This is a genomic window from Methylomonas rapida, from assembly GCF_024360925.2.
Taxonomy (GTDB): domain Bacteria; phylum Pseudomonadota; class Gammaproteobacteria; order Methylococcales; family Methylomonadaceae; genus Methylomonas; species Methylomonas rapida.
Window position 1 is genome coordinate 4,107,720 of sequence record NZ_CP113517.1, and the last position, 26,490, is coordinate 4,134,209.

Sequence of the window (26,490 nt, forward strand, 5' to 3'; positions counted from 1 at the left end):
ATGCAGCATTCCAAGACTCAGGACACCCTGGTTGGCCTGTTCGTCGCATCAGGCATTGCGGCCTTGTTTTACATGGCCCTGCAAGTCAGCAATCTCGGTACTTACACCAGCAATGACAGCTATACGGTGATCGCCCATTTTCAAAATTCCGGCGGCCTGAAAGTCAAATCTCCGGTTTCGGTCGCCGGCGTGCGCATAGGCCGCGTGTCCTCGATCCGACTGGACAAGGATTCGCACGAATCCGTCGTCGAAATGCGTATCGAATCGCAATACGACAACTTGCCGGTCGATTCCGGCGCCAGCATTTATACCGCCGGCTTGCTGGGCGAACAGTACATCAACATCGATCCCGGCTCCTCGGAAGAATTCTTGCATGACAAGAGCGTGCTCGACATCACCAGCTCCGCGATCGTGCTGGAAGAAATGATAGGCAAGTTCATGATGAACAAGGCAGATGGCAAATAATGGCCAAATTGAGCTTGATCGAGCAATCGCCGGGGCATTTCACGGTGGAAGGCAATCTGACCTTCGCCAGCATCGACAAGGAAACCCTGAAATCCTTCAAATTTCTGAAGGGAATCGATACCATTTGCATCGACCTGGCGAAAGTCGGCACCACCGACAGTGCCGGCCTGGCCTTGATGATCGAATGGATCAAGCAAAGCCGCATGATAAGAGCCCAGTTACGCTTCAAAAACATACCCGACCAACTCCTGGCCCTGGCCAAGCTGAGCGGTTTTGACGAAACAGAATACTACTCCGGCAGTTCTTCCAGACCTGCCCCCAACACTGTAAACAATATCCATGGATAAATTACTGATTACCGGCGGCCAACCGCTCGATGGCGAATTGAGAATTTCCGGCGCCAAAAATGCCGCCCTGCCGATTTTGGCCGCCACGCTGCTGTCCGAAGCACCGGTTAGCGTCGGCAACATTCCGCATTTGCACGACATCACCACCACGCTGGAACTGCTCGGCCAAATGGGCGTCAAGCTGTTGGTCGATGAAAAAATGAACATCGAAGTCGATTCCAACAGCATCGATAAATACGAAGCGCCGTATGAATTGGTTAAAACCATGCGGGCTTCGATCTTGGTGTTGGGGCCATTGCTGGCCCGTTTCGGCGAAGCCCACGTTTCGCTACCCGGCGGCTGCGCGATCGGCACGCGACCGGTCGACATCCACATCGACTCCTTGATCAAAATGGGCGCCGACATCCAGGTCGAAGCCGGTTACATTCACGCCAAGGTCAAGCGCCTGAAGGGTTGCCGCCTGGTGTTGGACAAGATCACCGTGACCGGCACCGAGAATATCCTGATGGCCGCCACGCTGGCCGAAGGCACCACCATCATCGAAAACGCCGCCAAGGAACCGGAAGTCAGCGACTTAGCGCATTTTCTAAACAAGATGGGGGCCAAAATCACCGGTATCGGCACCGACATTCTGACGGTCGAAGGTGTGGAAAAGCTCGGCGTGCCCGGCCTGCATTACGACATTCTGCCTGACCGCATCGAAACCGGCACCTATTTGGTAGCCGGCGCGATCAGCCGCGGCCGGGTCAAATTGAAAAATACCGACCCAAACACGCTGGATGCGGTATTGGACAAACTCAGGGAAGCCGGTGCCGACATTACCACCGGCGACAACTGGATCGAACTGGACATGCACGGCAAGCGCCCCAAGGCTGTCACCGTGCGTACCGCGCCTTATCCCGCCTTCCCGACCGACATGCAAGCCCAATTCACGGCATTGAACTCCGTGGCGGAAGGCGTGGGCCTGATCACAGAAACCGTTTTCGAAAATCGTTTCATGCACGTGCAAGAGCTGCAGCGCATGGGCTCGCAAATCAAGCTGGAATCCAATACCGCGATCATCACCGGCATCAATAGACTGACTGGCGCGCCGGTCATGGCAACCGATTTACGCGCCTCGGCCAGCCTGGTGCTTGCGGCCCTGGTAGCCGACGGCGACACCTTGGTCGATCGGATTTATCACATCGATCGTGGTTACGACCATATCGAAGAAAAACTGACCCAACTCGGCGCCACCATCCGCCGCGTGCCCAACTAAATTAGCCACAGCATCATGTTGACAATTGCCGTATCCAAAGGGCGGATATACGAAGAAGCCCTGCCGTTTTTGCAGCAAGCCGGCATCACGCCGATCGACGATCCGGACAAGAGCCGCAAATTGATTTTGCAAACCACACGACCCGATGTACAACTGGTCATCATCCGCGCCACCGACGTGCCGACTTTCGTCGAATACGGCGCGGCGGACCTGGGCATAGCCGGCAAGGATGTGTTGTTGGAGCATGGCGCCGAAAGCTTGTACGAACCGCTCGACTTAGGCATAGCCGGCTGCAGGCTGATGACCGCCGGCCCTGTGAATGTCCAACCGGTCAAGGGCCGGCTGCGGGTGGCGACCAAATATGTCAAAACCGCGCAACGTTATTTCGCCGATTTAGGGATTCAAGCCGAAATCATCAAGCTTTATGGTTCGATGGAATTGGCGCCGCTGGTGGGCCTGGCCGACTGCATCGTCGATCTGGTCGATACCGGCAACACTTTGAAAGCCAACGGCCTGGAACCGCGCGAACTGATCGCCAACATCACCTCGCGCCTGGTCGTCAACAAGGCGGCGATGAAGATGAAGCATCAAGCCATTCAGGCCCTGATAGATCAGTTCGAAACCACCTTAGCACAACGATAATCCCATGACTGCGATCAACATGCTCAGACTCGATAGCTCTTCCGCCGATTTCAACGCCCAGCTGAAACAGCGTTTGGCATGGGACGCCAGCGAAGATTTGGAAATCCACAAGCGAGTACTGGACATCATCGCCGACGTGCGCCAACGCGGCGACGCGGCATTGATCGACTACACCAACCGCTTCGACCATACCCACTTCAACACCGGCACCGAGCTGGAATTGAGCAAAGCCGTGCTGCAACAAGCCTGGGATAGCCTGCCCGCTGATCAAGCCCAGGCGCTGCAAACGGCCGCCGACCGCGTCCGCGCCTATGCCGAGCATCAAAAACTGCAATCCTGGCAATTCACCGAAGCCGATGGCAGCTTATTGGGGCAAAAAGTCACCCCGTTGGATAGAGCCGGGCTGTATGTGCCGGGCGGCAAGGCGGCTTACCCATCGTCGGTATTGATGAACGCGATACCGGCCAAGGTTGCCGGCGTCGGCGAACTGATCATGGTGGTGCCGACGCCACGCGGTGAAACCAACGCGATGGTGTTGGCGGCGGCTTATATCGCCGGTGTAGATCGAGTCTTCACGATCGGCGGCGCCCAAGCAGTGGCGGCGCTGGCCTATGGCACAGAGACCGTGCCGGCGGTGGATAAAATCGTCGGCCCCGGCAATATCTATGTCGCCACCGCCAAAAAACTGGTATTCGGCCAGGTCGGCATCGACATGATCGCCGGTCCTTCGGAGATCTTGATCATCTGCGATGGACAGACCAACCCCGACTGGATTGCGATGGACCTGTTCTCGCAAGCCGAACACGACGAGAACGCCCAGTCCATCCTGATCAGCAACAGCGGCGAATTTCTGAATCAAGTAGAAATCAGCATCAACAAACTACTGCCGGAAATGGAGCGCGCCGACATCATCCGCGCGTCAATGACGGGTCGCGGTGCGTTTATCAAAGTTGCAAACTTGTCCGAAGCCGCCGAAGTCGCCAACCGCATCGCACCCGAGCATTTGGAATTGTCGGTAGCCGACCCGGAGGCCCTGTGCGCACAAATCCGCAACGCCGGCGCCATCTTCATGGGCCGCTACACCGCCGAAGCCTTGGGCGATTACTGCGCCGGCCCCAACCACGTGCTGCCGACCTCCAGCACCGCCCGATATTCATCGCCGCTGGGGGTTTACGATTTCCAAAAACGCAGCAGTTTGATCAATTGTTCAGCTAAAGGTGCATCTGAATTGGGCAAAGTGGCTTCGGTACTGGCGCGAGGTGAAGGGTTGACGGCGCATGCGCGGTCGGCGGAATTTAGAATTTAATCACCAAACTGGCATAGGCAGGAATGCGCGCAAGCTTTTCCGACTTACCGAGACCTTTCGTACTCCCCCGCGCACTCAATAATTGCCCATATTTTAACCTCGCCAGAGCCGCCTTGAGCTTGCCAACCCTAGGCCAATGACCCACACTCGTACCATGAATTTCGAATGAGACGATGCCAAGAGTGAAAGCTGTTTCCGTGAACGCGGATTCGATTCCGCTTATGCAGCCAGGGCATTTTTTGATCGCAATCGCCTGGTTCGTGCCGACAATCGACGCTGTTATGGTGAAGATCGGTATCAGCGCTTCAACACCGCCTGTTCGTCGTGGTTTACACGCCTCGTCAAGACGCCATTCGTATTATCTCGACCCGGAAAGCCAATCAACGCGAGATTAAACACTATGAAAACAGTACACGTAACGATTGAGGCTGATTCTGATATTGGACGCATCGATCCCGCGCGTGTCGACGCTACGACGGAAGCCGATATTGTCCGACACATCGCCCAGGATGAAACCAATGCCATGCTGGACTCCGCGCGATTTGCCCGCAGCGTGAGTAAACACCGGGGTCTGAGCCAAGCGGAATTTTCCCAGCGCATCGATGTATCTCTGGAAACCGTACGCAACTGGGAACAAGGCAAACGCTCGCCCACCGGCGCGGCCAAAGCATTGCTCAAAGCGCTGGATAAAGCGCCCGAAGCGGCGCTGGCAACATTGGATTGATGTTGGTTCGCGGACCGACAGCCGCGATACTTTTCTTTGCTCGTCCTCGGCAATCGCTCCTGCATTGACCTACGCGAGGACTTTATCAGCCATAGATAGGAAAGGCTTAATGAATTGGAACGAATATGTACAACTGTTGGCCGGTTTGGTTTCGGTGGTGAATCCGATCAGCGCGATGCCGATTTATCTGTCCTTGACTGCGCGCAAAACTCCGGCCGAGCGTCGGCAGACAGCAATATCGACAGCGTTTGCCGTGGCAATGGTGCTGTTGACTTCGCTACTGGCTGGCGAACCTATCCTGCGTTTCTTCGGTATCGGGTTGCCGGCGTTCCGCGTTGCCGGTGGTTTGTTGCTGCTGTTGATGGGCATTTCGATGTTGCGGGTCAGTGACGACCGTTCGCGCCACACGCCGGAAGAAGAGGCAGAATCCTACGACAAAACATCAGTGGCGGTGGTGCCGCTGGCCATGCCACTACTGGCGGGACCCGGCGCCATCAGTACAACCATCGTTTATGCCCATCGCGATTTATCGCTGAACCACTACCTGCTGTTCAGCACGGTCATTGTATCGGTCAGCTTGATCGTACTGGTTACCCTGCTACTGGCACCGCGCATCGTCGCCATCATGGGCCAAACCGGCATGAACGTCGTCACGCGGGTCATGGGGTTGTTATTGACTTCGATCGCCGTCGAATTCATTGCGAATGGCGCGACGGCATTGTTCCTTAGAATTTAGATGTGGCGGCTTGGATTTGAAAACGGCCCGACGCCAAAGCGTCGGCACTATCTTCCGCATTCAGCGCTGCGACAACCCGCCGCGCGGCAATGCACCGCATTTTGGCGCCAAAACCGTTCTGATAAATTAAACGCGCTCGTTCGTTGGGGGAACGTAACAGGGTAAGTTCAAATCCATTTTTTAAGGAATGAAAGCATGAAAAAATCCGTGGTTACCTCAATGTCCATCCTTACGCTGGCCTTGGTCGGCTTAGCGATGTTCAACAGTAGCATTGCCGGCGAAACCAACGAAGACGCCAAGTCAGTTGCCTGGTACGTCGCCAATATTCAAGAGGCCCGTCAACAAAATAGAGTGTGCTACAACACGCCCAGCCTGAAGTCCACGCCAAACTGCGTCAACGCCTTACACGCCTTGGAAATCAGCTTCAAAGGCGGCAACTAATCCTTTCAGCCCGTTTCTCGATAGTACCCAACCTGCCCGATGGCAGGTTTAGCTTGGTATGCGCGTAATATCCTTCTCATATCCGGCTTTATGCTGGATTTTTTTCGGCGAACAGCATGGAAACGATGCGTTGGGCTACGAATCCCCGACCCGTTGGCGGCATAATGGCAAGGACTGGCGATCAATGTCAGCCGGAATCAGTGCCATAATCCGCCATTTTTGACCAAAAGGAGTCACGATGAACAAATCCGAATTGATCGATAGCATTGCCCAACACGCCAATCTGACCAAAGCCGAGGCCGGCAAAGCCTTGGACGGCTTGATCCATAGCATCGAAAACACACTGAAACAAGGCGATAGCGTAGCCTTGGTGGGGTTTGGCACGTTTGAACTCAAACACCGAGGCGAACGCAAAGGCCGCAATCCACAAACCGGCGCCGAAATCACCATAGCGGCGGCGACCGTGCCGAGTTTCAAACCTGGCAAGGCCTTGAAGGAAGCTGTCAACGGATAAAGCCGCGAAAGAAAAACGGTTACGCCATTCGAGCTATTGCATTCTTGCCCTAAAGGCTTAACCTACTATTTTTTCCGAATGCTGTGACCATCCTAAACCAAACCGATGACAGACTCCGCCTGGACTAAACAAGGATCAACTCTAAGCCTCAATAACGCGTGCAAGGAGTTTGGCCTTTCCGAACAAGAAATCATTCATTCCATCAAACAAGGCAAATTGCAATATCGGCTCAATTACGCGCATGGAAATCCTTATTACAAGTTACTCAGAAAGGAAGTACAGGCATTGGCCCAGGCATTATATGGCGATGATTACTTGAAAAGGCAGGCGCTTGAACATGAACTGCTGACAGTAAACAAAGAAATCAATAGCCTGAAAAGGAAGCTTTCAAAGCTCGAAAAACAAAAGGCAGACCTGTCCCAAAAACTGGGTATCGGTTAGAGCGGTTTTGTCCGCTCGGGGGAATGTAAGCAGATGCAAGCGAGCGAATGGTTCGGTTTATTGTTTGGCGTGCTATTGGCCGGCAGCGGGTATTTTTCCATCAAAAGAAAACGCTCCTCACACACCCAGTACGGCCGTTTTGAAGGACAGGGCGCCATAAATGTGGGCCATTTCTGGCTGGTGCTGGGCTTGATTTTTATTGCCGGCACCTTGTTTGATATTCCGATTTTCAACTCATTGATCGGATTTATCCTGGAAAGCCGGCGTTATTGAGGGCGTTGGTCTTCGCGAAAGTGGGTTTAAAAAGCGTATGCGTATGCTTGATATAGCTTATCGCAGGAACTCAGAAGTGTGCTTGACAACGCGAAGCCCATAATTGCCACCTATCGGTGAGTTTCCTTCGCCAGCTAATCCCCTTGCGACTATGAATTGTCAATACTGATCAATCTCATAAATGTTCTTTCATCGACTGAATATCCTCAAGTTCCTTCGCTCGTTTGGCCGTTTCGGTCATGAAACAATCGTTGACTTGTAGACGAGCCATCGTTCCACCATCGGGTTCGTAGTAAAAATCGCAGTTCGCCTCCCGGTATTTCAGCCAAGCCCGTTGTGCATCTCGCAAGGCTGTTTTACGCGTTGCCGGAAGTGTGTCCATCAAAGTCTTGTAGACTCGATTAAGCCTGACATCTTGACGTTCACTTTCCTGACCCATGCAGTCGATCATGCTCATCGTTCCGCCCCCAGACTGGTCCATGCAGATGGAAAACTCAGGATTAAGTTCGGCATCGGCGGCAGAAGCCGATTGACTCAATAGCAGCAACAAGGCGCAGACGCGGTATGCTCGATCTGTCATTTGAAAATTCATCGAAGTAAGTCTTATTTTTGTATGATGCTGAAGATAATTATATCCCTGTTTATTAAAACATCCCCTCCAACACACCCGGCGTCTCGACCTTGCCCGTCCCGCCATCAAACCTCAACTCCACCGCCTCATCCCCCGGCCAAAGCCAAAACTGCACCACTGCCTCGCCCCGGATTGCGGTCAGGTTCAGGTAGTCGCGCAAGTCCTCGACCTTGGCGTAATGCAGCTTGACCTTGTCGCCGCCCCACAGCACCGGATGGTAGGTTTCGATCTGGCTGACGTTGACCACCTTGTCGGCGTCGACGTAGAGCTCGCCCAGCAGGTAATAGGCGTGGCTGGCTTGCAGGTGGTCGACCAGCCAGCGCAACGAGCGACCTTGCAGGTTCACCCGCTGCGAGATCACGCGTAACGGCTCGCCCTGGATCAGCACCGCATCGATCGGGTACAGGTTGTGGTGCATCTGGCTCTTGCCCACCGAGCGGGCCTTGCCGTGGTAGTCGACGATCAGGCCGTTCTGCCAGGCGCCCAGCACCGGGCAGGTGCATTCGATATGCTCCAGGGTCAGGTTGTCGATGGCTTTGAGTTCCAGCGTGTACCAATGCGTCCCTTGCACCTCGACGAACTCGTCGTAGGCGATATCGAAGTCCTTGAGCAATTGATGCAGGCCGCCGCGCAGGCCCATATTGCTGATGGGATACAGTCCGACGCAGAACACCAGCAGCGCGCACAACAGGATCATTTCCGCCTTGCTGCCGACTTCCAGCCGGTATTTGATCTTGCCGGGCATGACCACGCGGATCGGCGATGGCCAGAACAAATCCACGCCGCGGATGTTGCCCATGTCGATCTGGATGTGCGACCAGTAGCCGCCGAGCATCGCCCAAAAATAAGCGGGATGGGAAAAATACAGCGGCGACAGCAGCACGGCCAGGCCGCCAAAGCCGATAAAGGAATGGGTGATAGTACGATGGCCGAAGCGTTTTTCCAGCGGCACCGAGAGAAAAAAAAGCGGTCGGCCTACCCGCGAGGTGGGGATGTCGATATCGGGCATGAAGGAGAACAGCACGGCCAGCGCCCAGTCCACGGGTTCCGCCTGGTACTCGAACACCGCCGCGCCGCCCAGATACAGCACGGTGGAAAAGGCGGCATGGGTGGCGGCTAACAGCTTTGCCTCCTGGATAGGCACTCAACCTAATTCAAAACTGGTCACACCATAAACGTATTCAATGGGAACCGCCGGCGCCTGACCTAAATACATCCGAGCCGTCTCGAAAACCGGTTGCATGGCATGGCGATTAACCAAATCAACGGCGTGCGAATTGATAGAAGGAATATCGAGAAAGTAGCTCGTGCGGTGCGGTAATGATGAGATTAAAGACAAAAACAATTGTTCGGCCTGCTCCGGGGTTTTGGCGAACAAGGGACCGATTTTGTAACCCACTCGGCATGGTCTCGCCACGCCGTAGCCTGCCAGCCGATTATCTTCGAGGTAAGCCAATGCGGTAGATCCCGGCTGTCTGAGCCAGTTCGCCAAAAAGACGCGACGTGCTTTTGAAAAGATGTGTCGATCAAACTGATTGATCTCTTCCTCATTGCGGGACAGTAGTTCGACGACGGCGCTGGATGGCGGAACGCTGAATACGGCCGATAGGCCTTGATAGCGGATGTTTGGATAGGCTAACTGGAAGCCATACTTTTTGTAGTTGTCCTGTTGACTCAGCACGCCATCCAGCCCAACCGTCCGTCCGGCAAGCGCATTCATGGCGGCTTGCCATATTTTGAGGCCATAACCATGGCCACGAAACTCGGGCTTGACTAGATAAAACCCAATGAAACCAAAATCATGCTCGTATTTCACCGCGGAAATGCAGGCAATCGGATTGCCGTTCAACAGGCCAAGCAAAAAGCCTGTCTCATCCGCCGCAAAGAAACTGTCCTGATCTTGTAAGCCTGGGTTCCAACCTTCACTGGCCGCCCAATCAATGGCCAAGCTCACTTCATCATGGGTCATGTTACGAATCTGGTAATGCTGACTATCCACTGTAGCTCCTGGTAAGTAACTGTCTAAAAAACTACTTCCCGATTTCGCTGGATTGAGAAGCCAAACAATGCGCAGGGAGGATTAGCACATCCACCAAGATGCACTCTCATCCGGTGGACGCGGCTAACGCCTTATCCGCCCTACCGAATTTGATGACGATTGATCGCGGATATTTTTAACCTGTTGATGACATCAATTAGGCTCATTTCAGGAGCCTTTTTTATACCCCAAATATGCCTTTAAGGCATTAAAACGGTATCATCCAACACGACCAAGGGATCGTTAACCCAATTGGCGTCTCTATATTTCGCCGCTGATCTTCCTTACGGTTCGGTGGTTTCACACGCGATAACGAAAGGCGGTTTCTTTCCGGAAATGCCAGCATGGTTATAGCCAACAGGTTCCCCGATAAAACGGACTATAAAACACAAGGGGAGCTTCTTAGCATGTTCGATGATCCTGCCTCGGTGAAGGAACTGAAAGAGATGCTTACCGACTACGACCCTAAAAAGGAAGGCATTTTGTTGTTGATCACCGACTACGCTAACGCCACGTTTTTTGTTACTCTGAAAGTAGCAAAATGTGAGGGTGCGGTTGCTTGTTGGACAGGCGTCGGCGGCAAGGATGCCGCCGTCGAGCCTACATGGATGTATTCACGGCGACCTGTCCGGCAAGCAACCTTACCCTGAAGACTATTTTCATTTGCCGGGGCGATGCACAGCCTTCATGAGCGTTACTTTCAAATTCGATGCGGCCAATGGATAGGGCTTGAAGCAATTCCGGCGTCAAAACGATACCCATTTGGCACATAACAGGCATTAAAAAGGCTCCTTTATGATGCCGTTTTGACTCACCGCCCTACCCCTTTGAACACGAAGTAACGGAAGGTCAGGAACAAGGCCGTACCCAGCCCGCCCATGATGTACAGCGTCTTGTCGCCGGTGCCCATGCCCACGTAGCGCATGGACACGATCACCGCGCCCAGTATCATCACCAGCGGCGTGAAATCCAGATAAAACACCCCGGCATCGTGGCGCATCTCGCGCACCTTGCGCTTGTCGATGATGCGTTCCTTGCCGGACTCGTCCAGCATGTCATGGATAGCCTGCGGCACCCCGCCCGACTGCTTGACGACGTGGCTGATGTACAAATCCGGCGATTCGATCAGTACGCCCTTGGCCTCGATGTACTTCCTGACAATCTCGCGGATCACCGGCGGCGGCAACGGTTTGACGGCGATTTCCTTCATCTTCCACCACAGCTTGCGCACGCGGGCCTTTTTCTCCGAGGCGCAGCCGATGACCTGGGCATGGTCGAAAATCGCCAGCCAGAACGCCATTTGCGTGGGCGTCAGCGTGGTCAGGTCGTCCACCGCGATCACCGGCCGACTCTCCGCCCTGGCCAGCGCCGGGATGATGGCCTGGGTCAAGTCCCGCATGCTCGCCCGGTTGACGTGGGTTTTTATCTCCCGCCAATCGATTTGAGGCCCCGGCACGCCCTGAAACTTAGCCGGCAAATCCAGTTCCACGGCGCTTATCAGGCCCAAGGCCAACATTTGCCGGGCCATGTCCACGAACTGGCCCTTGGCCTGGTGGTCGTGCAAGATGATCAGCAAGCCGACCTTGTCCTTGACTTTGGCCAGCGCCGCGCGGGATCGAAGGGGGGGGGGACCAAAATAACCAATTCTGCCCTAGGGTAGGGTTAGGCTTTCATCCCGCTCTTTGTTAAAATCCGCCCCCTGTTTAAATTACGCCAATCGCCTTTTTGGTCGCGCCCGACCCGCAACTTTTCAACATGCCAAACCAGCCACTTACATCCCTATTCCGCCCCGAAATTCTCGCCATGTCGGCCTATCATGTCGCCGATGCCAGCAATTTTATTAAACTCGATGCGATGGAAAATCCTTACGGTTGGCCCGAGGCCATTCAGCAAGCCTGGCTGGAGCATTTGAAAGATTGCCCAATGAATCGCTACCCGGACCCGGAAGCCAAAGCCTTGGCGGACGCCTTGCGTCAAAGCAATCAAATACCGGAACAAGCGGGGATTTTATTGGGCAATGGCTCGGATGAAATCATCCAGATTCTGCAAATGGCTCTGTCTAGCGACGCTACCGTACTCGCACCGGAACCCGGCTTTGTCATGTACAAACAAATCGCCCTCAGCCTTGGGCTGCGCTATCAAGGCGTGCCACTTTTAGCTGACAGCTTCGAGCTGGACATGCCCGCCATGCTGGAAGCCATATCCAGCCTGCAACCCGCTCTGATTTTCCTGGCTTATCCGAACAATCCGACCGGCAATTTGTTCGATGCAAAAACCATCAAGCAGATTCTTGCGGCCGCTCCTGGCCTGGTCGTGGTCGACGAGGCTTATGCCCCCTTCGCCGATGCCAGTTTCATGGATCAACTGCCTCATCACCCTAATCTATTGGTCATGCGCACGGTTTCCAAGCTGGGTTTGGCGGGCTTGCGCCTGGGCTTTCTCGCCGGAGATAAGTCCATCCTGGAGCAGTTGAATAAAATACGCCTGCCTTACAACATCAACTGCCTAACCCAAGAAACGGCCCGCTTTGCGCTGGAGCATCAACAATTTTTGCTGGAACAGACTCAAACGATTTGCCAGCAACGCACTGAAGTTTTAGCCGCCTTGCAAAAGATTCATGACATCAAGGCCTACCCGAGTTCAGCGAATTTCATCCTGTTCAAAACCCTGGAAAAATCAGCGAACGCCGTGTTCGACTCGTTGAAACAGCAAGGCATTTTGATCAAGAATTTGTCATCCCAGGGCGGCTTGATGGGCAACTGCCTGCGGGTGACGATAGGCAAGCCGGAAGAAAACCAGGCTTTCCTTGCAGCACTGCAGTACGCCCTGAATAATACGCCCTAGACAATCCTGCCGGGATTACTTCATTTCCATCGCAATAACGCTTTCAATAGTCAGGGACTGTAAGGTATATTTGCGCGAAAATTATAATAATTGATGCAGCTCAGCCGCATCATCATGCAACAGGAGCGATACTTATGATTCAAGAAGGCGTCGATACTTCAAAGCGCCAATTCCTAACCACCGCGCTATCGGTGGTTGGGGCCGTCGGGGCCGGCTACCTGGCCGTCCCATTTCTTTCCCAAATGCAACCCAGCGCCAAAGCCATGGCCGCCGGCGCCCCTGTTGAAGTCGACCTCAGCAAGATGGAACCGGGCCAATTGATCCGCGTTGCTTGGCGCGGCAAGCCCGTCTGGATTTTAAACCGTACCCCGGAAGTCATTTCCACGTTGTCCACCTTGGACAGCAAACTGGCTGACCCCATGTCCAACGAATCCAATCAGCCCGAGTACGCCAAAAACTCGCTGCGCTCTATCAAGCCGGAAATTTTTGTCGCCGTTGGTCTGTGTACCCATCTTGGCTGCTCGCCAACGTTCCGCCCTGAAATTGCTCCTAGCGATTTAGGCGAAGACTGGAAAGGCGGTTTCTTTTGCCCCTGCCACGGCTCCTGGTTCGACCTTGCCGGCAGGGTCTACCGTGGAGTACCCGCCCCTACCAATCTCGAGATCCCTCCTTACCGTTACGTTAAGGACACCTTGATCATCATTGGCGAAGACACCGAGGCAAGCGCAGCATGAAAGAGAGAATGAATCAATGCAGCAACTGGCTGCAGGAGCGTTTCCCAATCTCCGATTTGTGGAACGAACACATGGCGCATTACTACGCGCCGAAAAACTTCAATATCTGGTATTTTTTCGGTTCGCTGGCCTTGTTTGTCCTGGTCAACCAGTTCATCACCGGCATTTTATTGACGATCAACTATAAACCGGATGCGAAACTGGCGTTCGACTCGGTCGAATACATCATGCGCGACGTCAACTGGGGTTGGCTGGTGCGCTACATGCATTCCACCGGCGCTTCGGCGTTCTTCATCGTCGTCTACCTGCACATGTTCCGTGGCCTGGTTTACGGTTCGTTCAAGCAACCGCGCGAATTGATCTGGATCTTCGGCATGCTGATCTTCGTCTGTCTGATGGCCGAAGCCTTCATGGGCTATCTGCTGCCTTGGGGACAGATGTCCTACTGGGGCGCGCAAGTCATCATCTCGCTGTTCAGCGCGATTCCGGTGGTGGGCGACGAATTGTCCTTGTGGATTCGCGGTGACTACGTGGTAGCCGACGCCACCTTGAACCGCTTCTTTGCCTTCCACGTCATTGCCGTGCCGCTGGTGCTGCTGATTCTGGTGTTTCTGCACATCGTCGCGTTGCACGAAGTGGGCTCAAACAACCCTGACGGCATCGAAATCAAGGAAAACCTGAACTGGAAAGGACACCCGGTAGACGGCATCCCTTTCCACCCTTACTACACCGTGAAAGACATCGTCGGCGTCGGCGTATTCATGTTCTTCTTCGCCACGGTCATTTTCTACATGCCGGAAATGGGCGGTTACTTTTTGGAACACGCCAACTTCATCCCGGCCGACCCCTTGAAAACCCCGGAACATATCGCGCCAGTCTGGTATTTCACCCCGTTCTACGCCATCCTGCGCGCGGTACCGGATAAATTCGCCGGCGTCATCGCAATGGGCGGCGCCATCGTGGTGTTGTTCATGCTGCCTTGGCTGGATCGCAGCCCGGTCAAATCGATCCGCTACCGCGGCGGCATTTTCAAAAAAGCCGTACTGTTGTTCGTGATTGCCTTCCTGGGCTTGGGCTACTTGGGCACGCAACCGGCCACGCCCGGCGCCACCACCGTTGCCCGTATCCTGACTGCTATTTACTTTGGCTTCTTCTTGCTGATGCCGCTTTACACCCGCTGGGAAAAAACCAAACCGGTGCCGGAACGCCTGACAGAGCAACCGACCCTGGAAGACCGCATTCCAGCACTGAAGGCTTTGGTCGATGAAGTGGTCACGACCGAAACCACGCCGGGCGTATTGGGCTCAACCGTTGTCAAAAGAAGACCGAATTATGCAGGCATCAAAGCCGTCTTGATTCGTTTTGCCAAAAACTTGAAAGAGAGCCTGGATTAAGTCATGAAAAAAGTTCTTTACACCCTTTTACTGTTGCTGCCTTTGACTGCCGGCGCGAGCGGCGGCGGCATCGAATTGGAATCGGCCGACATCGACCTATCGGATAGCGCCTCGCTCGAACGAGGTGCCAAGCATTACGTAACCTATTGCCTAGGCTGCCACTCGGCCAAGCATATTCGTTACAAACGCATCGCCCTCGATTTGAAACTGGATGAAGGCGAGATCCTGAAAAACGTCGCCCCCCTGGGTGCGGGCATTTACGACCAAATGCACTCGGCCATGAACGGCCATGACGCGGAAAAATGGTTTGGTACCACACCACCCGACCTGTCGCTGATCGCCCGTTCGCGCGGCGCCGACTGGCTGTATAGCTACCTGAAGGGCTTCTACAGCGAACCCGGCAAGCCTACCGGCGTCAACAACGCCATCTTCAAAGACGTAGCGATGCCTAACGTGTTTTGGCAACTGCAGGGCACGCAAACAGCCGTGACCAAAATCGTCGACGGCCAGGAAGTCATCACGGACTTGAAACTGGTGGAAGCAGGACAATTATCGCCGGAGGAGTTCGACAAACTGGTCAACGACTTGGTGAATTTCCTGGTTTATGTCGGCGAACCCGTGCAACTGGAGAGACAGCAAATGGGTAAATATGTGCTGTTCTTCATCCTGATGTTCATCGCGCTGGCTTATCTGCTGAAAAAAGAATACTGGAAAGACGTTCACTAGCCCTCTCAAAACGGGGCGCCAATCGGCGCCCCGCCTTCACTAAAACCCTTGCTGGGCTTGGCCTTGCCTCCCCCAAATCCATGAGCAACCATGGTACAATCCGCCCGGTTTTGAACTCTGTTTATTATTAGAGGTTATTCTTCGTGGCAAACATCACCAGCCGAAAATCCGCAATGATTCTGTTTACCTCCGCGAATTGCATCATGAGTCACTGTGTCCGCCTCGTCGTCCATGAAAAAGGCGTCCCAGCCGACATAGAATATTTCGACCCTAATGACCCCCCCGAAGATTTGATTGAACTCAACCCGCACGGTAACTCGCCTACTTTTATAGAACGAGACTTGGTGTTATTCGATGCGCGCATCATCATGGAATACCTGGACGAGCGTTTTCCCCATCCGGCACTGCATCAAATGGACCCGATCGCGCGCGCCAATGCCCGCATGCGCATCAATCGCATAGACCGTGAGTGGTACCCTTTGCTGGAAGAAGTACAGATTCACGGCGACAAGAAAGCCGCCAAAGCCAAGAAAATGCTCAAGGAAAGCCTGATGGCCGCCGCGCCGGCTTTCGAAGCCACGCCTTATTTCTGCAGTGAAGAATATTCGTTGATCGATTGCGCGATGGCCCCGTTCTTGTGGCGCCTGCCCAGCATCGGCATAGAGATTACCAGCCTAGGCAAAGGCATCACCGCTTACGCCAACCGTTTGTTCTCGCGCAAGGCTTTTCAAGACAGCCTGACGCGTGAAGAAAAAGAACTCATGCCAACAAGCAAATGACACCTCTCAAACCTTACCTGATTAGATCCATCTATGAATGGATCACCGACAACAATCTGACTCCCCACTTGCTGGTCAATGCGGAATATCCCGGCGTCAATTTGCCGATGGACTTCGTTGAAGACGGCCGCATCGTATTGAACGTCCGCCCCGAAGCAATTCAAGGACTGATGCTTGGCAACGATGAAATCCAATTCAACGCCCGTTTTTCCGGCAAGCCGATGCGCATCAACGCACCCATTCAAGCCATCCTGGCGATTTACGCCAAAGAAAATGGCAGAGGCATGGTGTTCGACCCGGAAGAAATAGACGACGAGCCCCCACCGCCGCCCGAACCCGAAACCAAACCAGCGCACAAACCACAACTCAGAGTGGTCAAGTAGCGAATATGCCGCGCAGAGAACGGGTGCCGCATGCCCGCTCAGCGACCGCCACGCCCCTGAAGACATCGGCAAAGCAATTGCGATAGAATGCGGCATCATTTATTCGCAGAGTAATGCCGATGACTCATGACATTCAAGCACCGATGTCCGACGCCGAAATCATGGCTCGGCTCGAAACCGAACTACCGCATTGGTATTATGAAAACGGCTGGATACGCCGCAAGATCAAGACCAGCGGCTGGAAAGCCACGTTGATGGTCGTCAACACCGTGGGCCATTTGGCGGAAAAAGCCTGGCATCATCCGGACTTGACCGTGTCCTATGCCTTCGTGATCGTCAAACTGGTCACCCATGCCGCCAAAGGCGTTACCGAAAAGGACTTTGCATTGGCCAAAAAAATCGAAGAAGTCGTGCTATGGGATGCCGCAACCGAATCCGCCGGCGTCTTCGAAGGCACGCCCGACGATCCCCGTTTCAAATACATCAAAAAAGATTGAGGACAGCACGATGACTGAAATCACCGAGGTACCCAGCCCGTTCTGCGGTATCGGCACCGACGACCTGAGCATTCAGGTGGACGGCATCCATTTAAAAGTCACCGCCAACGGTTGCGCGGTCAATACACCGGCGTTCGAACAAGCGATTGGCGATACCAGTCCGCGTATCGCCGGGCAAGAAACGGATTTAGAAACAGCAATCCAAAAAGCCGCCGAGATCCTGCGCGACACCCAGCAACCCGTCATCGGCGGCTGCGCGACCGACGTGAACGGCATGCGCGCCCTGCTGGCCTTGGCCGACAAAACCGGAGCCGTTGTCGACAATATCAATTTCAACGCCGCCCGACGCAATCTGCTGGCGATGCAGGACTCCGGCTGGATGAACACCACTCTGTCAGAGGTGAAGAACCGCTGCGATCTGCTGTTGATCATCGGCACTGACCCTGAAGTATTTGCACCGCGTTTTTTCGAACACTTCCTGTGGAACGAACACTCGATGTTCCTTGAAAGCACCGACCAGCGTGAAGTGATTTATCTCGGCAAAACGCCGACAGGCAAGGCTGCGACATCGCCATCAGGCAAAAGCCCTAGCGTAATACCCTGTGAAGATGCGGATTTACCCGACGTTGTCGCCGTGCTATCGGCATTGATTAAGAATCGTCCCATACAAGTCGAAACGGTCGGCAATATTACGGTTACTGAATTACAAGCCATAGCCGAGAAATTACGCAGCGCACGTTATGGCGTTGTCCTATGGAGTGGCGGCAAGTTAACCTTCGATCATGCAGAACTGACCGTACAAACGATCTGCAATATCGTCAAAGACATCAACTTGCAAGATACCCGCTGTTCCGGCTTGCCATTGGGCGGCAAGGATGGCGATTACACGGCCAATCAGGTTTGCGGCTGGACGACCGGCTACCCAGCCCGAATCAATTTCGCCAGAGGCTATCCAGAATATGACCCATTTCTTTACGATAGCCAGACCATGATCGCCAACGGCGAAGCCGATGCTTTGCTATGGGTACATGCTTACAATTCGGCGGCGACGCCACCGCAAACCAAGTTGCCGACCATAGTGATTGGCCGTTCGGGCATGCAATTCGAACAAGAACCCGACGTCTTCATTCCGATCGGCACACCAGGCATCGATCATGCCGGTCATGTGTATCGCATGGACAGCGTAGTGGCTTTGCGACTGAAAAAACTGCGCGACGCCGGTTTGCCCAGCACCGCCGACGTACTGCACGCCATCGAACAAGCTCTTTAGGAAACCGACATGCTGATAAAACTCACAGGTGGCACCGTTTACGACCCAGCCAGCGGCATAGACGGCCAACAACTCGACATTTACATTCAGGACGGCCGCATCGTCGATGCACCGACCGACGGCCGCCCGGTCGATCAGGAATACGATTTGCGCGGCAAGGTGGTGATGTCCGGCGCGATCGACATGCACACCCATATCGGCGGCGGCAAGGGCAACATCGCTCGTACCTTGTTGCCGGAAGACCACCGCGCCGACCCGGTACATCGCACTCACCTGACCCGCTCCGGCACCGGCCATGCCATGCCGTCCAGCTTCGTCACCGGTTATCGCTACGCGGAAATGGGCTACACCGCCTGCTTCGAACCGGCGGTACTGCCGATCAACGCCCGCCAGGCGCACATGGAAATGGGCGACACCCCCATCATCGATAAAGGCGGCTACGTGATGCTGGGCAGCGACGATTTCTTGCTGCGCATGCTGACCGCCAAGAAAGACCAGAAAGCCGTCAACGATTACGTGGCCTGGACCTTGACTGCGGCCAAAGGCATAGGCATCAAGGTGGTCAACGCTGGCGGTATCAACGCGTTCAAATTCAACCAGCGTAAACTCGATTTGGACGAACAAAACGCCCATTACGGCGTTACCCCGCGCCAAGTGCTGCAAACCCTGGCACGCGCGGTCAAGGAACTGGGCATCACTCATCCGCTGCACGTACATGGCTGCAACCTGGGCGTGCCCGGCAACGTCGATACCACCTTGAATACCATTCAAGGCATCGACGGCCTGCCGATGCATTTGACCCACATCCAGTTCCACAGCTACGGCACCGAGGGCGATTTCAAATTCTCGTCCGGCGCCGCGCAAATCGCCGAAGCCATCAACAAGAATAAGAACATCACGGCCGACGTCGGCCAGATTTTGTTCGGCCAGACCGTCACCGCATCCGGCGACAACATGCGCCAGCACGCCAACCACAAGTTCGCCAGCCCGAACAAATGGGTGTGCATGGACATCGAGTGCGATGCCGGCTGCGGCGTAGTGCCGTTCAAGTATCGCGACCAGAACTTCGTCAACGCCCTGCAATGGGCCATCGGCCTGGAAATCTTCCTGCTGGTCGAAGACCCGTGGCGGATTTTCCTGACCACCGACCACCCCAACGGCGCGCCGTTCACCAGCTATCCGCATCTGATTCGGTTGTTGATGGATAGAAGCTTCCGCAACGACATGCTGGCGACCATACATCCGGAAGCGCAAAAAATGACGACGCTGGCCTCGATCGAACGCGAATACACCTTGAACGAAATCGCCATCATGACCCGCGCCGGCGCGGCCCGGATCATCGGTTTGAAAGACCGCGGCACATTGAGCACCGGCAACTGGGCAGACATCACGGTTTACACCGAAAATGCCGATAGACAGGCGATGTTCACCAAGCCGGATTACGTATTCAAGGACGGCGAACTGGTCGTCAAGGACGGCGAGGTAGTCAAGGTCACCTGGGGCACCACTCACATCGTCAAGCCTGAATACGACTTGTCTATCGAGAACGACTTGAAGCCTTATTTCGACAAATACCTGACCATGAAACTGGGCAACTTTAAAATCAGCGACGACGAAATTAGCGAAGACGGACGCGGCAGTTTGACGGCGCATCCGTTGCAGAGCGTAGTCTAATGACATCGCCGGCTTTCGGTACTTATGCAGAGGAAATAGTCAATAAGCAGGATTCGAAAGACACCTTATACGGATGGAATTAAAAATCGCCGAGACTAATTAGGATTGGATGCGTTGGATAGCGAGGGGACTGGTTTGCTTCAAACTGCATTAATTACAGCTTTGTTGCTTAAATTGAGTAGTGGGATATGAGCAGCGTACGGCACGAAGCGCATGCCCCTCAAGTCGTCGATAACTGTATTCATAAAGGTACGGCGCGCCCTTTATGCAGCTAGCACCCAAGGTCACTGCAACGCTGTTGACAAGGCTGTTTTTCATATTTATACGAACTTGCAGTTCTTGAAAAAGAGGCGGAATACAAATTTAGAATTTTGTTATCCGGCATGATTGAATTGCCTATGTAACAAGAAGCCTGAAACGGCTTAATGTTTCGGCGCATTTCGTGAGCACCTAGATGATCTCAAATGACACCAACCTCTTTTTCGATTTTAACGGAGATATAAAGTTATGAAAGTTTTTTGGGTGGTGTTTGCAATAGGATTGATAGGTCTTTATTTCGTCAATATGGCCACGTTGAGAATGCCGCTATTGAATTGGGATTGGGGAATGCATGCTGCAATCCGTTTTTTTCTCGGCTTTTTTATTTTGGGCATCAATGCTTTCTATGCACAGCACTTGAAATTCACAAGCGCGCTTAAAGTAATATTAGTCATAGCTCTTCTGGACTATTTGTACGACTATTATATTGAAGCCTATCGACTGAATTTAGAAATTATTTTGCACGGCCTGTACATGGTCACATGGGGTTCGATAATGGGCTATCTCGCCTGCAGAAACCTTAACAACAAGGAATATTAAAGGCTCTCCAAGATTTCCCGTGGCAATGGTCAATCGATACCATTTTAAAGTTGATTGAGCTATCGGTTGCATGCGTAAGCATATGAAATTGATAGGATTTAAAAATCCATGGAGTCATGCAAATTTCAATTTATCACCGATACCATCAGATACCACAGCAAATCTGGGAGAGCCAAAATCAAACCTTTGGTATAAGAATATGATTATTAGTGTAAAAGCAGCCAAATATCTTGAAGCCTATCGATTGAATTTAGTTTTTGATACGGGTGAATCGGGCGATGTTGATTTAAAAGATATTGTGTTTAAGTACGACGCCGCTTCGCCATTACGAGATACCAATAACTTCAAATTATTTCGCTTGGACGACTGGGCGACGGTGGTTTGGGATTGCGGCTTTGATGTTTCGCCCGAAACGCTTTATGAACGAGCTACCAGTAAACGAGTGGATTGGTTTCAACCTGAAAAGATGACTGAACAATGAGTACCCCCCATGATTATTAACGGCGTAACCATAGACAAAACCTTCGCTGAAGCCTTTCCAATGAAGGCGACGCGAGCCATCATCACCGCCCATAACGAGAAATGGGCGATGATTTCCGCGCAAGCCATGACCGGATTTGCGACATCCGTAATCGCATGCGGCTGCGAGGCAGGTATCGAACGAGTATTGTCACCCGAAGAAACCCCAGACGGACGTCCCGGCGTAGCCATCATGATTTACGCGATGGGCGGAAAAGGCCTGGCCAAGCAACTTGAAACCCGTGCCGGCCAATGCGTTTTGACCTCGCCGACCTCGGCGCTGTTCGCCGGCATCGAAGGCGGCAAGCCGATTCCTCTGGGTAAAAATCTGCGTTATTTCGGCGACGGCTTCCAGATTTCCAAAAAAATCGGTGGTAAACGCTATTGGCGCGTACCGGTCATGGACGGCGAGTTTCTAACCGAAGCCACCACGGGTATGGTCGATGCGGTCGGCGGTGGCAACTTCCTGGTGCTGGCCGAATCGCAACCACAAGCCTTGGCAGCATGTGAAGCGGCCATCGAGGAAATGAAAAAAATTCCCAACGTGATCATGCCTTTTCCAGGCGGCGTGGTGCGTTCAGGCTCCAAAGTCGGTTCCAAATACAAGGCCTTGGGCGCATCGACCAACGACGCCTTCTGCCCTACATTAAAAGGCGTCACCAAGACCGACCTGTCACCGGAAATCGAATCGGTCATGGAAATCGTCATCGACGGATTGACGAAAGAAGACATCGATAAGGCGATGCGGGTCGGCATTCAAGCAGTATGCGACTTGGGAGCGGCCAACGGCATCAAACGCATCAGCGCAGGCAACTACGGCGGTAAATTGGGACCGTTTCACTTTCACTTGCAGGAGATCATGGCATGACCACGTTGACATTCACTCTGATCGCACCGCCGGCCCAGCGTGTCGACATGTCGCCGCTGGTGTGCCAAAACCTGGAAGGCTTGGATCTTGACACCATCGCCGCCATCGAATTGCAATGCGGCAAACGCAAATTGCGCGTCGATCAATTGTTTTACATCAACGGCAGCAATACCCAGGACATATTGATTGCCGACAGTACCGATAAACTGGATTTCATCGGTAAAGAGTTGAACGGCGGCAGCATCAGCGTACAAGGTAACGCCGGCGCTTACCTTGGCATGCAGATGAAGGCAGGTACGATCAACGTCAGCGGTGATGCCGGTTTGTATGCGGCCTGCGAAATGAAAAATGGCCTGATTCAAATCGAAGGCGACGCGGGCGATTTCTTGGGCGGCGCGCTGCCCGGCAACAGGCAAGGCATGAAAGGCGGTACAGTGCTGGTGAAAGGCAACGTCGGCCAGCGCGCCGGCGACCACATGCGCCGCGGCCAGATTCTGATCGAAGGCAATGCCGGCGATTACTGCGGTTCGCGCATGGTGGCAGGTACGATAGCGGTGATGGGCACTGTCGGCCGTTACGCCGGCTACGCGATGCGCCGCGGCACCCTATTGCTGTGGAATCAGCCTCAACTTTCCGCGACATTCAACGACTGCGGCTCACATACTCTGGCATTTTTGCCGATGTTTTTCGCCTCGTTCAAATCGTTGAATTCAAAATTTGCCGATACCAGCGCTGCTTTCAACCGCGTACGCCGCTATGGTGGCGACATGGCGGAAACGGGACGCGGCGAGATTTTGGTGCGCATTTAACAATCTTTTGGTCCACGAAATACACAAAACCTGTATTTAGCGAAGTCGAAGGAAGCACGAAAATTTTCAGTTATTGGCTGATTATTTTCGTGTGTTTCGTGCTTTTCGTGGACGGATGGCTTTAAAAACAAAGTCTGCTCGATGACGCCTCAACTCACCACCACCAACCACGCCCGGGACATTGCCGGACTCAAATACATTTATCCGGTCATATCGCGGCGGGCGGGCGGCTTGTCGATAGGTGTCAATTTCAACACCAACAACGCCTGCAACTGGCGCTGCATTTATTGTCAGGTGCCCAATTTACAGCGCGGCACAGCCCCTGATCTGGATTTTGCTTTGCTGGAAGAAGAACTCACATTTTTCCTGCTTTCCGTAACGCAGGGCAATTTTTTTGATCAATTCAATGTTCCCGTAGAGCAACGAATCATCAAGGATATCGCCATCTCTGGCAACGGCGAGCCTACCAGCCTTAAACCATTTGCCAAGGTCGTTAGGTTGATTGGCGAAATCGCTACACGTTTTAACCTATTTCAAAACAGCAAGTTTGTATTGATCTCGAATGGCAGTTTGCTACATCAACCCGACGTCCAAGCAGGATTACATGAACTGGCGCACTACAACGGTGAATTGTGGTTCAAGCTGGACAGTGCGACGGCAGAAGGGCGCAGCCTGATAAACAATGCCAAACAAAGCCAGGAAAGACTGTTGGAAAATTTAAGAATCGCTGCCGAGCTGTGTAATACCAAGCTGCAGACTTGCATGCTGCATTTTAAGGATAAAGCTTGGTCGGCCGGGGAAAAAAAGATGTATCTGGATTTTTTGGCGGAGTTGCTAAAACAACGAACCAAGATAAAACAAGTGATGCTTTACAGCATCGCCCGGCAATCGTTTCAGCCTGAAGCCGCTGAGCTAAATCCGGCTGATGCCGAGGAAATGGAGGCCTTTGCGGCTGACATCAAAGCGCTTGGCTATGATGTCAGCGTCAATCCTTAAGCTTTTTCGTCAAACAAGCTGCCGATGGTTTCTTGCATTTCTTTATCGGCTTGAATGACTTTGACGGCGGCACTGGTTTCGAATTCGGCTTCCTTCAGGCTTAACACGGGCTTGAAGACATCGTTTGCTTTAAACGCTTCGCCGCTGCCCCCTACTTCCTGATCTTGTATCGGCATTCGCGCAATGGTTTGCGCGGCCGTGTCCGCCTTTTGCTGTGCCGACGTGATCAGATTGGTCGCGCTGGATAATGGGTTTATGTTCATCTCACACCTCCGGAATAACGATCCCGTTATCGACCAATTCCGCCAAAAACTCAAATAGGGTTTACGGTTTTGCAAACCCTGTCACATCGCCCATTAAGGTTTCTTTTGCAAAACTTTTTCCAACAACTGCTTCAACCGCGGCAGGCCGCGCTCGAGTAATTGTTGCCATAATCGCATCGTGGCCGATTTACCCATGCAACAGACGCGCTTGCCCACCGACACGGCGCTATCGCAGCCTGTCTGCTTCAATTTTGCCTCAACTAATGCGCTCCACTGCGGCCGAGGCTGACCGTTGGCATCGAGAAATACTTTGTCGTAAGCCCACATTTCCGCCACCGAAACCATCCACATGAACGCGAATGAAATCGCCATGCCGGCGCCGGCCAGGATTACCAAAATCGCGAACATGGGATGCAGCTTGGTTAGCCACCACGACAGTATGTCCACCAATAAAAACAAATACGGCATGCCGATGGCGATGGATTTGTATTTGACGGTACTGGTTTCGGCAAAACTGAAAATCAAACCCACGAACATGAAGATAAAGCTGATGCCGAACAAGTGGATGTGCGAAACCCGGGTCAAGGAACCAAAGGTCGCGCCTTCATCCTGCGTGGTCAGCGACTTCAGGACTTTGAAATCAGTGAAATCCGGCAATGAGGATTCCTTGTTGTGACACATCACGCAGCGTTCCTGAATGATCTTTTCGACGCCGGATTCGGCATATTCGTCTTCCTCGGCACCGTCGCGCACCCATTGTATGATAACGAAACGTTCGTGCTCCGAGGCATTTTCCTTCATCGAACCGTTCAGTTTGGTTTCCATCACGGTACCGGAACGGTTGCCGTAATAACTGTAAACGATGTCGTCTATCGACAAGCCGAACTTGCCATCCGCCATACCGTGAGTAAACAAAATCTGAATCAAGGCCATCAGATAACCCACCGCAACGGTAGTCAAATAGCCTGTGAACAATACCTTGACCGGAATATCCAGATTTTTTAACGATGAAAAGTCGCGTGCCATAGCTGCCAGGAGGGGTAGTTTTAGGATGATTTCGATTATAGCCTGCTTGATGGATAAGCACCCCAACTTTATGCAGGCAAAAAAAAGCCCTTGAATTCAAGGGCTTTTTTCTGTGGAGCTTCTATTGCTTATCTAGGCTGAACGTTGGCAGCTGTCAATCCTTTTGGACCAGACTCAATATCAAACTCAACGGATTGACCAGGGGACAAAGTCTTGAATCCTTCGCCCAAAATCACCGAGTGGTGAACAAAAACATCTTCCTTACCTTCGGAAGGCTCGATGAAACCAAAACCCTTGGTGTTGTTGAACCACTTGACTGTGCCTGTTGCCATCTTAAAACTCCTACAAAATAAAACTAAGTGTGACTCAGAAAACAATATTGGATAATCCGCCCCGTGGCGGCAGCGCTATTAGTCAACATCTATTTAGCCTGAGCGGCGCAATTGTACTGTGATTTATTTGCCAAGGCTACCCGCGAAAACCGTTCCCGTCCATGCCCTAACAATTAAAATACGGCGACACAATATAGCGACAATCGGTCCCAATCCCGCTAAAAACCTCCCGAAAACCATACTCGCCTACAGTATCCAGTTTTCGGTTACAGCCGCCAGCGGACCAAACGCCGGCATTTTGCATGGACAATCGCTTTATCGCCAATGCTACGTGCGCAAATTTTTCCAGATACCATAGGCATAGTTCAACACGGCATGATCGGCAAAGCTGCGTAGCAAACAGTTGTCATTCAACAAAGGCACGGGCCATGCTTGTAAGGGATATAGCCAGCGCGCTTTAAACCGATCGCGTTCGATAAACGTCTTGCCCGGTTGCGTATAAAGCGTACCGCCCGCATCGAAATATTGCAGGGTACCGGTATGCTGAAAACCCAGCCAAACTTTCAACGGGACTTGAGGAACCACATCGCTGCAATTGACGAAACGCTGAAAATTCAGCCCGGCCAGGCTGGCGCAAAATGCCGCATCGCCCACGCGCGGCGAGCCAAAATTATGGCTCTTCCGTATTTTGCGGAGAAACCA

The 26,490-nt window shown here is 53.1% G+C and carries 35 protein-coding genes; 27 read left to right on the top strand and 8 right to left on the bottom strand.

Going from position 1 to position 26,490, the window contains the following annotated elements; all coding sequences use genetic code 11:
* The 12 genes from mlaD (at position 1) to NM686_RS19480 (ending at position 7,147) form a co-directional block, all read left to right on the top strand.
* Positions 1-465: an outer membrane lipid asymmetry maintenance protein MlaD gene (gene mlaD / locus NM686_RS19430; RefSeq protein WP_255189471.1), complete on the top strand. Its 465-nt coding sequence runs from the start codon at positions 1-3 to the stop codon at positions 463-465.
* Positions 465-812 (top strand): STAS domain-containing protein, encoded by a 348-nt coding sequence (locus NM686_RS19435; protein WP_255189472.1) that lies wholly within the window; start codon positions 465-467, stop codon positions 810-812. The genes mlaD and NM686_RS19435 overlap by 1 nt, the downstream gene beginning before the upstream one ends.
* Positions 805-2,070, top strand: a complete 1,266-nt coding sequence (gene murA, locus NM686_RS19440) for a UDP-N-acetylglucosamine 1-carboxyvinyltransferase (protein WP_255189473.1) — start codon at positions 805-807, stop codon at positions 2,068-2,070. The genes NM686_RS19435 and murA overlap by 8 nt, the downstream gene beginning before the upstream one ends.
* 15 nt (positions 2,071-2,085) lie before the next feature.
* Positions 2,086-2,712 carry an ATP phosphoribosyltransferase gene (gene hisG, locus NM686_RS19445; RefSeq protein WP_255189474.1) on the top strand — a complete coding sequence of 209 codons (627 nt, stop codon included), beginning with the start codon at positions 2,086-2,088 and terminating at the stop codon, positions 2,710-2,712.
* 4 nt (positions 2,713-2,716) lie between these two features.
* Complete coding sequence (gene hisD, locus NM686_RS19450; protein WP_255189475.1) at positions 2,717-4,018, top strand: histidinol dehydrogenase; 1,302 nt, start codon at positions 2,717-2,719, stop codon at positions 4,016-4,018.
* Positions 4,019-4,342: 324 nt separating this feature from the next.
* A complete protein-coding gene (locus tag NM686_RS21845; protein WP_407942365.1) occupies positions 4,343-4,444 on the top strand; it encodes a BrnT family toxin in 102 nt (33 codons plus the stop codon).
* A complete protein-coding gene (locus NM686_RS19455; protein ID WP_255189476.1) occupies positions 4,419-4,742 on the top strand; it encodes a helix-turn-helix domain-containing protein in 324 nt (107 codons plus the stop codon). Before NM686_RS21845 ends, NM686_RS19455 begins: the two co-directional genes overlap by 26 nt.
* Positions 4,743-4,851: 109 nt before the next feature.
* Positions 4,852-5,478, top strand: coding sequence for a MarC family protein (locus NM686_RS19460; RefSeq protein ID WP_255189477.1), 627 nt, complete (start codon positions 4,852-4,854; stop codon positions 5,476-5,478).
* Between the two features lie 195 nt (positions 5,479-5,673).
* Positions 5,674-5,919, top strand: coding sequence for an EexN family lipoprotein (locus tag NM686_RS19465; protein ID WP_255189478.1), 246 nt, complete (start codon positions 5,674-5,676; stop codon positions 5,917-5,919).
* Positions 5,920-6,157: 238 nt separating this feature from the next.
* Positions 6,158-6,433: an HU family DNA-binding protein gene (locus tag NM686_RS19470; protein WP_255189479.1), complete on the top strand. Its 276-nt coding sequence runs from the start codon at positions 6,158-6,160 to the stop codon at positions 6,431-6,433.
* A 105-nt stretch (positions 6,434-6,538) separates the two neighbouring features.
* Positions 6,539-6,874 carry a hypothetical protein gene (locus tag NM686_RS19475; protein WP_255189480.1) on the top strand — a complete coding sequence of 112 codons (336 nt, stop codon included), beginning with the start codon at positions 6,539-6,541 and terminating at the stop codon, positions 6,872-6,874.
* Positions 6,875-6,907: 33 nt separating this feature from the next.
* Entirely contained in the window at positions 6,908-7,147 is a 240-nt protein-coding gene (locus NM686_RS19480) for an LPXTG cell wall anchor domain-containing protein (RefSeq protein ID WP_255189481.1), read from the top strand.
* Positions 7,148-7,322: 175 nt separating this feature from the next.
* Here the strand turns inward: NM686_RS19480 and NM686_RS19485 are convergent, their stop codons facing one another.
* From NM686_RS19485 to NM686_RS19495, 3 genes are read right to left on the bottom strand one after another with little or no spacing between them, the layout of a single operon-like run.
* Entirely contained in the window at positions 7,323-7,739 is a 417-nt protein-coding gene (locus tag NM686_RS19485; protein WP_255189482.1) for a lysozyme inhibitor LprI family protein, read from the bottom strand.
* Positions 7,740-7,791: 52 nt separating this feature from the next.
* A complete protein-coding gene (locus NM686_RS19490; protein ID WP_255189483.1) occupies positions 7,792-8,922 on the bottom strand; it encodes a metal-dependent hydrolase in 1,131 nt (376 codons plus the stop codon).
* Positions 8,923-9,777, bottom strand: a complete 855-nt coding sequence (locus NM686_RS19495) for a GNAT family N-acetyltransferase (protein WP_255189484.1) — start codon at positions 9,775-9,777, stop codon at positions 8,923-8,925. It lies immediately after the preceding gene.
* A 383-nt stretch (positions 9,778-10,160) separates the two neighbouring features.
* Here NM686_RS19495 and NM686_RS19500 point away from each other — a divergent pair, with 383 nt between their 5' ends.
* Positions 10,161-10,466, top strand: a complete 306-nt coding sequence (locus tag NM686_RS19500; protein ID WP_255189485.1) for a hypothetical protein — start codon at positions 10,161-10,163, stop codon at positions 10,464-10,466.
* 161 nt (positions 10,467-10,627) lie between these two features.
* Here the strand turns inward: NM686_RS19500 and NM686_RS19505 are convergent, their stop codons facing one another.
* On the bottom strand, positions 10,628-11,392 hold the full coding sequence (locus NM686_RS19505) for a hypothetical protein (protein ID WP_255189486.1): 765 nt from the start codon (positions 11,390-11,392) through the stop codon (positions 10,628-10,630).
* Between the two features lie 179 nt (positions 11,393-11,571).
* Between NM686_RS19505 and hisC the strand changes: the two genes are divergently transcribed.
* The 14 genes from hisC (at position 11,572) to NM686_RS19575 (ending at position 24,167) form a co-directional block, all read left to right on the top strand.
* Positions 11,572-12,660 carry a histidinol-phosphate transaminase gene (hisC, locus tag NM686_RS19510; protein WP_255189487.1) on the top strand — a complete coding sequence of 363 codons (1,089 nt, stop codon included), beginning with the start codon at positions 11,572-11,574 and terminating at the stop codon, positions 12,658-12,660.
* A gap of 134 nt (positions 12,661-12,794) precedes the next feature.
* Complete coding sequence (gene petA, locus NM686_RS19515) at positions 12,795-13,394, top strand: ubiquinol-cytochrome c reductase iron-sulfur subunit (protein ID WP_255189488.1); 600 nt, start codon at positions 12,795-12,797, stop codon at positions 13,392-13,394.
* Positions 13,391-14,788: a cytochrome b gene (locus NM686_RS19520; protein ID WP_255189489.1), complete on the top strand. Its 1,398-nt coding sequence runs from the start codon at positions 13,391-13,393 to the stop codon at positions 14,786-14,788. The genes petA and NM686_RS19520 overlap by 4 nt, the downstream gene beginning before the upstream one ends.
* A gap of 3 nt (positions 14,789-14,791) precedes the next feature.
* Complete coding sequence (locus NM686_RS19525) at positions 14,792-15,514, top strand: cytochrome c1 (RefSeq protein ID WP_255189490.1); 723 nt, start codon at positions 14,792-14,794, stop codon at positions 15,512-15,514.
* Positions 15,515-15,687: 173 nt separating this feature from the next.
* Positions 15,688-16,293, top strand: a complete 606-nt coding sequence (locus tag NM686_RS19530; RefSeq protein WP_255190452.1) for a glutathione S-transferase N-terminal domain-containing protein — start codon at positions 15,688-15,690, stop codon at positions 16,291-16,293.
* Entirely contained in the window at positions 16,290-16,676 is a 387-nt protein-coding gene (locus NM686_RS19535; RefSeq protein WP_255189491.1) for a ClpXP protease specificity-enhancing factor, read from the top strand. Before NM686_RS19530 ends, NM686_RS19535 begins: the two co-directional genes overlap by 4 nt.
* 119 nt (positions 16,677-16,795) lie before the next feature.
* Positions 16,796-17,173: a 4a-hydroxytetrahydrobiopterin dehydratase gene (locus NM686_RS19540; RefSeq protein ID WP_255189492.1), complete on the top strand. Its 378-nt coding sequence runs from the start codon at positions 16,796-16,798 to the stop codon at positions 17,171-17,173.
* Positions 17,174-17,183: 10 nt separating this feature from the next.
* Complete coding sequence (locus tag NM686_RS19545) at positions 17,184-18,443, top strand: formylmethanofuran dehydrogenase subunit B (protein ID WP_255189493.1); 1,260 nt, start codon at positions 17,184-17,186, stop codon at positions 18,441-18,443.
* A 9-nt stretch (positions 18,444-18,452) separates the two neighbouring features.
* Complete coding sequence (locus NM686_RS19550) at positions 18,453-20,117, top strand: formylmethanofuran dehydrogenase subunit A (protein WP_255189494.1); 1,665 nt, start codon at positions 18,453-18,455, stop codon at positions 20,115-20,117.
* Between the two features lie 507 nt (positions 20,118-20,624).
* Complete coding sequence (locus tag NM686_RS19555; RefSeq protein ID WP_255189495.1) at positions 20,625-20,975, top strand: hypothetical protein; 351 nt, start codon at positions 20,625-20,627, stop codon at positions 20,973-20,975.
* 82 nt (positions 20,976-21,057) lie between these two features.
* A complete protein-coding gene (locus NM686_RS19560) occupies positions 21,058-21,456 on the top strand; it encodes a DUF2442 domain-containing protein (protein ID WP_269021942.1) in 399 nt (132 codons plus the stop codon).
* A gap of 9 nt (positions 21,457-21,465) precedes the next feature.
* Complete coding sequence (fhcD, locus tag NM686_RS19565) at positions 21,466-22,362, top strand: formylmethanofuran--tetrahydromethanopterin N-formyltransferase (protein ID WP_255189497.1); 897 nt, start codon at positions 21,466-21,468, stop codon at positions 22,360-22,362.
* Positions 22,359-23,171 (top strand): formylmethanofuran dehydrogenase subunit C, encoded by an 813-nt coding sequence (locus NM686_RS19570; RefSeq protein WP_255189498.1) that lies wholly within the window; start codon positions 22,359-22,361, stop codon positions 23,169-23,171. The genes fhcD and NM686_RS19570 overlap by 4 nt, the downstream gene beginning before the upstream one ends.
* A gap of 231 nt (positions 23,172-23,402) precedes the next feature.
* Positions 23,403-24,167 carry a radical SAM protein gene (locus NM686_RS19575; protein ID WP_329959193.1) on the top strand — a complete coding sequence of 255 codons (765 nt, stop codon included), beginning with the start codon at positions 23,403-23,405 and terminating at the stop codon, positions 24,165-24,167.
* Here NM686_RS19575 and NM686_RS19580 read toward each other — a convergent pair.
* From NM686_RS19580 to NM686_RS19595, 4 genes are all read right to left on the bottom strand, one after another.
* A complete protein-coding gene (locus NM686_RS19580) occupies positions 24,164-24,430 on the bottom strand; it encodes a hypothetical protein (RefSeq protein ID WP_255189500.1) in 267 nt (88 codons plus the stop codon). The two genes, NM686_RS19575 and NM686_RS19580, sit on opposite strands and share 4 nt — an antisense overlap.
* Before the next feature lie 93 nt (positions 24,431-24,523).
* Positions 24,524-25,456, bottom strand: coding sequence for a hypothetical protein (locus NM686_RS19585; RefSeq protein ID WP_255189501.1), 933 nt, complete (start codon positions 25,454-25,456; stop codon positions 24,524-24,526).
* A 128-nt stretch (positions 25,457-25,584) separates the two neighbouring features.
* Positions 25,585-25,788, bottom strand: coding sequence for a cold-shock protein (locus tag NM686_RS19590; protein ID WP_255189502.1), 204 nt, complete (start codon positions 25,786-25,788; stop codon positions 25,585-25,587).
* Positions 25,789-26,115: 327 nt separating this feature from the next.
* Positions 26,116-26,475 (bottom strand): lipase family protein, encoded by a 360-nt coding sequence (locus tag NM686_RS19595; protein ID WP_255190453.1) that lies wholly within the window; start codon positions 26,473-26,475, stop codon positions 26,116-26,118.
* Between the last annotated feature and the right edge of the window lie 15 nt (positions 26,476-26,490).

What these genes read in the sequence shown, in the direction of transcription:
- murA (WP_255189473.1), top strand. Translation starts at nt 805, where the DNA reads ATGGATAAATTACTGATTACCGGCGGCCAACCGCTCGATGGCGAATTG.
- hisG (WP_255189474.1), top strand. Translation starts at nt 2,086, where the DNA reads ATGTTGACAATTGCCGTATCCAAAGGGCGGATATACGAAGAAGCCCTG.
- NM686_RS19585 (WP_255189501.1), bottom strand. Translation starts at nt 25,456, where the DNA reads ATGGCACGCGACTTTTCATCGTTAAAAAATCTGGATATTCCGGTCAAG.
- petA (WP_255189488.1), top strand. Translation starts at nt 12,795, where the DNA reads ATGATTCAAGAAGGCGTCGATACTTCAAAGCGCCAATTCCTAACCACC.
- NM686_RS19500 (WP_255189485.1), top strand. Translation starts at nt 10,161, where the DNA reads ATGGTTATAGCCAACAGGTTCCCCGATAAAACGGACTATAAAACACAA.
- NM686_RS19460 (WP_255189477.1), top strand. Translation starts at nt 4,852, where the DNA reads ATGAATTGGAACGAATATGTACAACTGTTGGCCGGTTTGGTTTCGGTG.
- NM686_RS19580 (WP_255189500.1), bottom strand. Translation starts at nt 24,430, where the DNA reads ATGAACATAAACCCATTATCCAGCGCGACCAATCTGATCACGTCGGCA.
- NM686_RS19525 (WP_255189490.1), top strand. Translation starts at nt 14,792, where the DNA reads ATGAAAAAAGTTCTTTACACCCTTTTACTGTTGCTGCCTTTGACTGCC.
- NM686_RS19535 (WP_255189491.1), top strand. Translation starts at nt 16,290, where the DNA reads ATGACACCTCTCAAACCTTACCTGATTAGATCCATCTATGAATGGATC.
- NM686_RS19520 (WP_255189489.1), top strand. Translation starts at nt 13,391, where the DNA reads ATGAAAGAGAGAATGAATCAATGCAGCAACTGGCTGCAGGAGCGTTTC.
- NM686_RS19540 (WP_255189492.1), top strand. Translation starts at nt 16,796, where the DNA reads ATGACTCATGACATTCAAGCACCGATGTCCGACGCCGAAATCATGGCT.
- NM686_RS19570 (WP_255189498.1), top strand. Translation starts at nt 22,359, where the DNA reads ATGACCACGTTGACATTCACTCTGATCGCACCGCCGGCCCAGCGTGTC.
- NM686_RS19480 (WP_255189481.1), top strand. Translation starts at nt 6,908, where the DNA reads ATGCAAGCGAGCGAATGGTTCGGTTTATTGTTTGGCGTGCTATTGGCC.
- NM686_RS19545 (WP_255189493.1), top strand. Translation starts at nt 17,184, where the DNA reads ATGACTGAAATCACCGAGGTACCCAGCCCGTTCTGCGGTATCGGCACC.
- fhcD (WP_255189497.1), top strand. Translation starts at nt 21,466, where the DNA reads ATGATTATTAACGGCGTAACCATAGACAAAACCTTCGCTGAAGCCTTT.
- NM686_RS19550 (WP_255189494.1), top strand. Translation starts at nt 18,453, where the DNA reads ATGCTGATAAAACTCACAGGTGGCACCGTTTACGACCCAGCCAGCGGC.
- NM686_RS19475 (WP_255189480.1), top strand. Translation starts at nt 6,539, where the DNA reads ATGACAGACTCCGCCTGGACTAAACAAGGATCAACTCTAAGCCTCAAT.
- NM686_RS19435 (WP_255189472.1), top strand. Translation starts at nt 465, where the DNA reads ATGGCCAAATTGAGCTTGATCGAGCAATCGCCGGGGCATTTCACGGTG.
- NM686_RS19470 (WP_255189479.1), top strand. Translation starts at nt 6,158, where the DNA reads ATGAACAAATCCGAATTGATCGATAGCATTGCCCAACACGCCAATCTG.
- NM686_RS19465 (WP_255189478.1), top strand. Translation starts at nt 5,674, where the DNA reads ATGAAAAAATCCGTGGTTACCTCAATGTCCATCCTTACGCTGGCCTTG.
- NM686_RS19530 (WP_255190452.1), top strand. Translation starts at nt 15,688, where the DNA reads ATGATTCTGTTTACCTCCGCGAATTGCATCATGAGTCACTGTGTCCGC.
- mlaD (WP_255189471.1), top strand. Translation starts at nt 1, where the DNA reads ATGCAGCATTCCAAGACTCAGGACACCCTGGTTGGCCTGTTCGTCGCA.
- NM686_RS19590 (WP_255189502.1), bottom strand. Translation starts at nt 25,788, where the DNA reads ATGGCAACAGGCACAGTCAAGTGGTTCAACAACACCAAGGGTTTTGGT.
- hisD (WP_255189475.1), top strand. Translation starts at nt 2,717, where the DNA reads ATGACTGCGATCAACATGCTCAGACTCGATAGCTCTTCCGCCGATTTC.
- hisC (WP_255189487.1), top strand. Translation starts at nt 11,572, where the DNA reads ATGCCAAACCAGCCACTTACATCCCTATTCCGCCCCGAAATTCTCGCC.
- NM686_RS19555 (WP_255189495.1), top strand. Translation starts at nt 20,625, where the DNA reads ATGAAAGTTTTTTGGGTGGTGTTTGCAATAGGATTGATAGGTCTTTAT.
- NM686_RS19560 (WP_269021942.1), top strand. Translation starts at nt 21,058, where the DNA reads ATGAAATTGATAGGATTTAAAAATCCATGGAGTCATGCAAATTTCAAT.
- NM686_RS19485 (WP_255189482.1), bottom strand. Translation starts at nt 7,739, where the DNA reads ATGAATTTTCAAATGACAGATCGAGCATACCGCGTCTGCGCCTTGTTG.
- NM686_RS19455 (WP_255189476.1), top strand. Translation starts at nt 4,419, where the DNA reads ATGAAAACAGTACACGTAACGATTGAGGCTGATTCTGATATTGGACGC.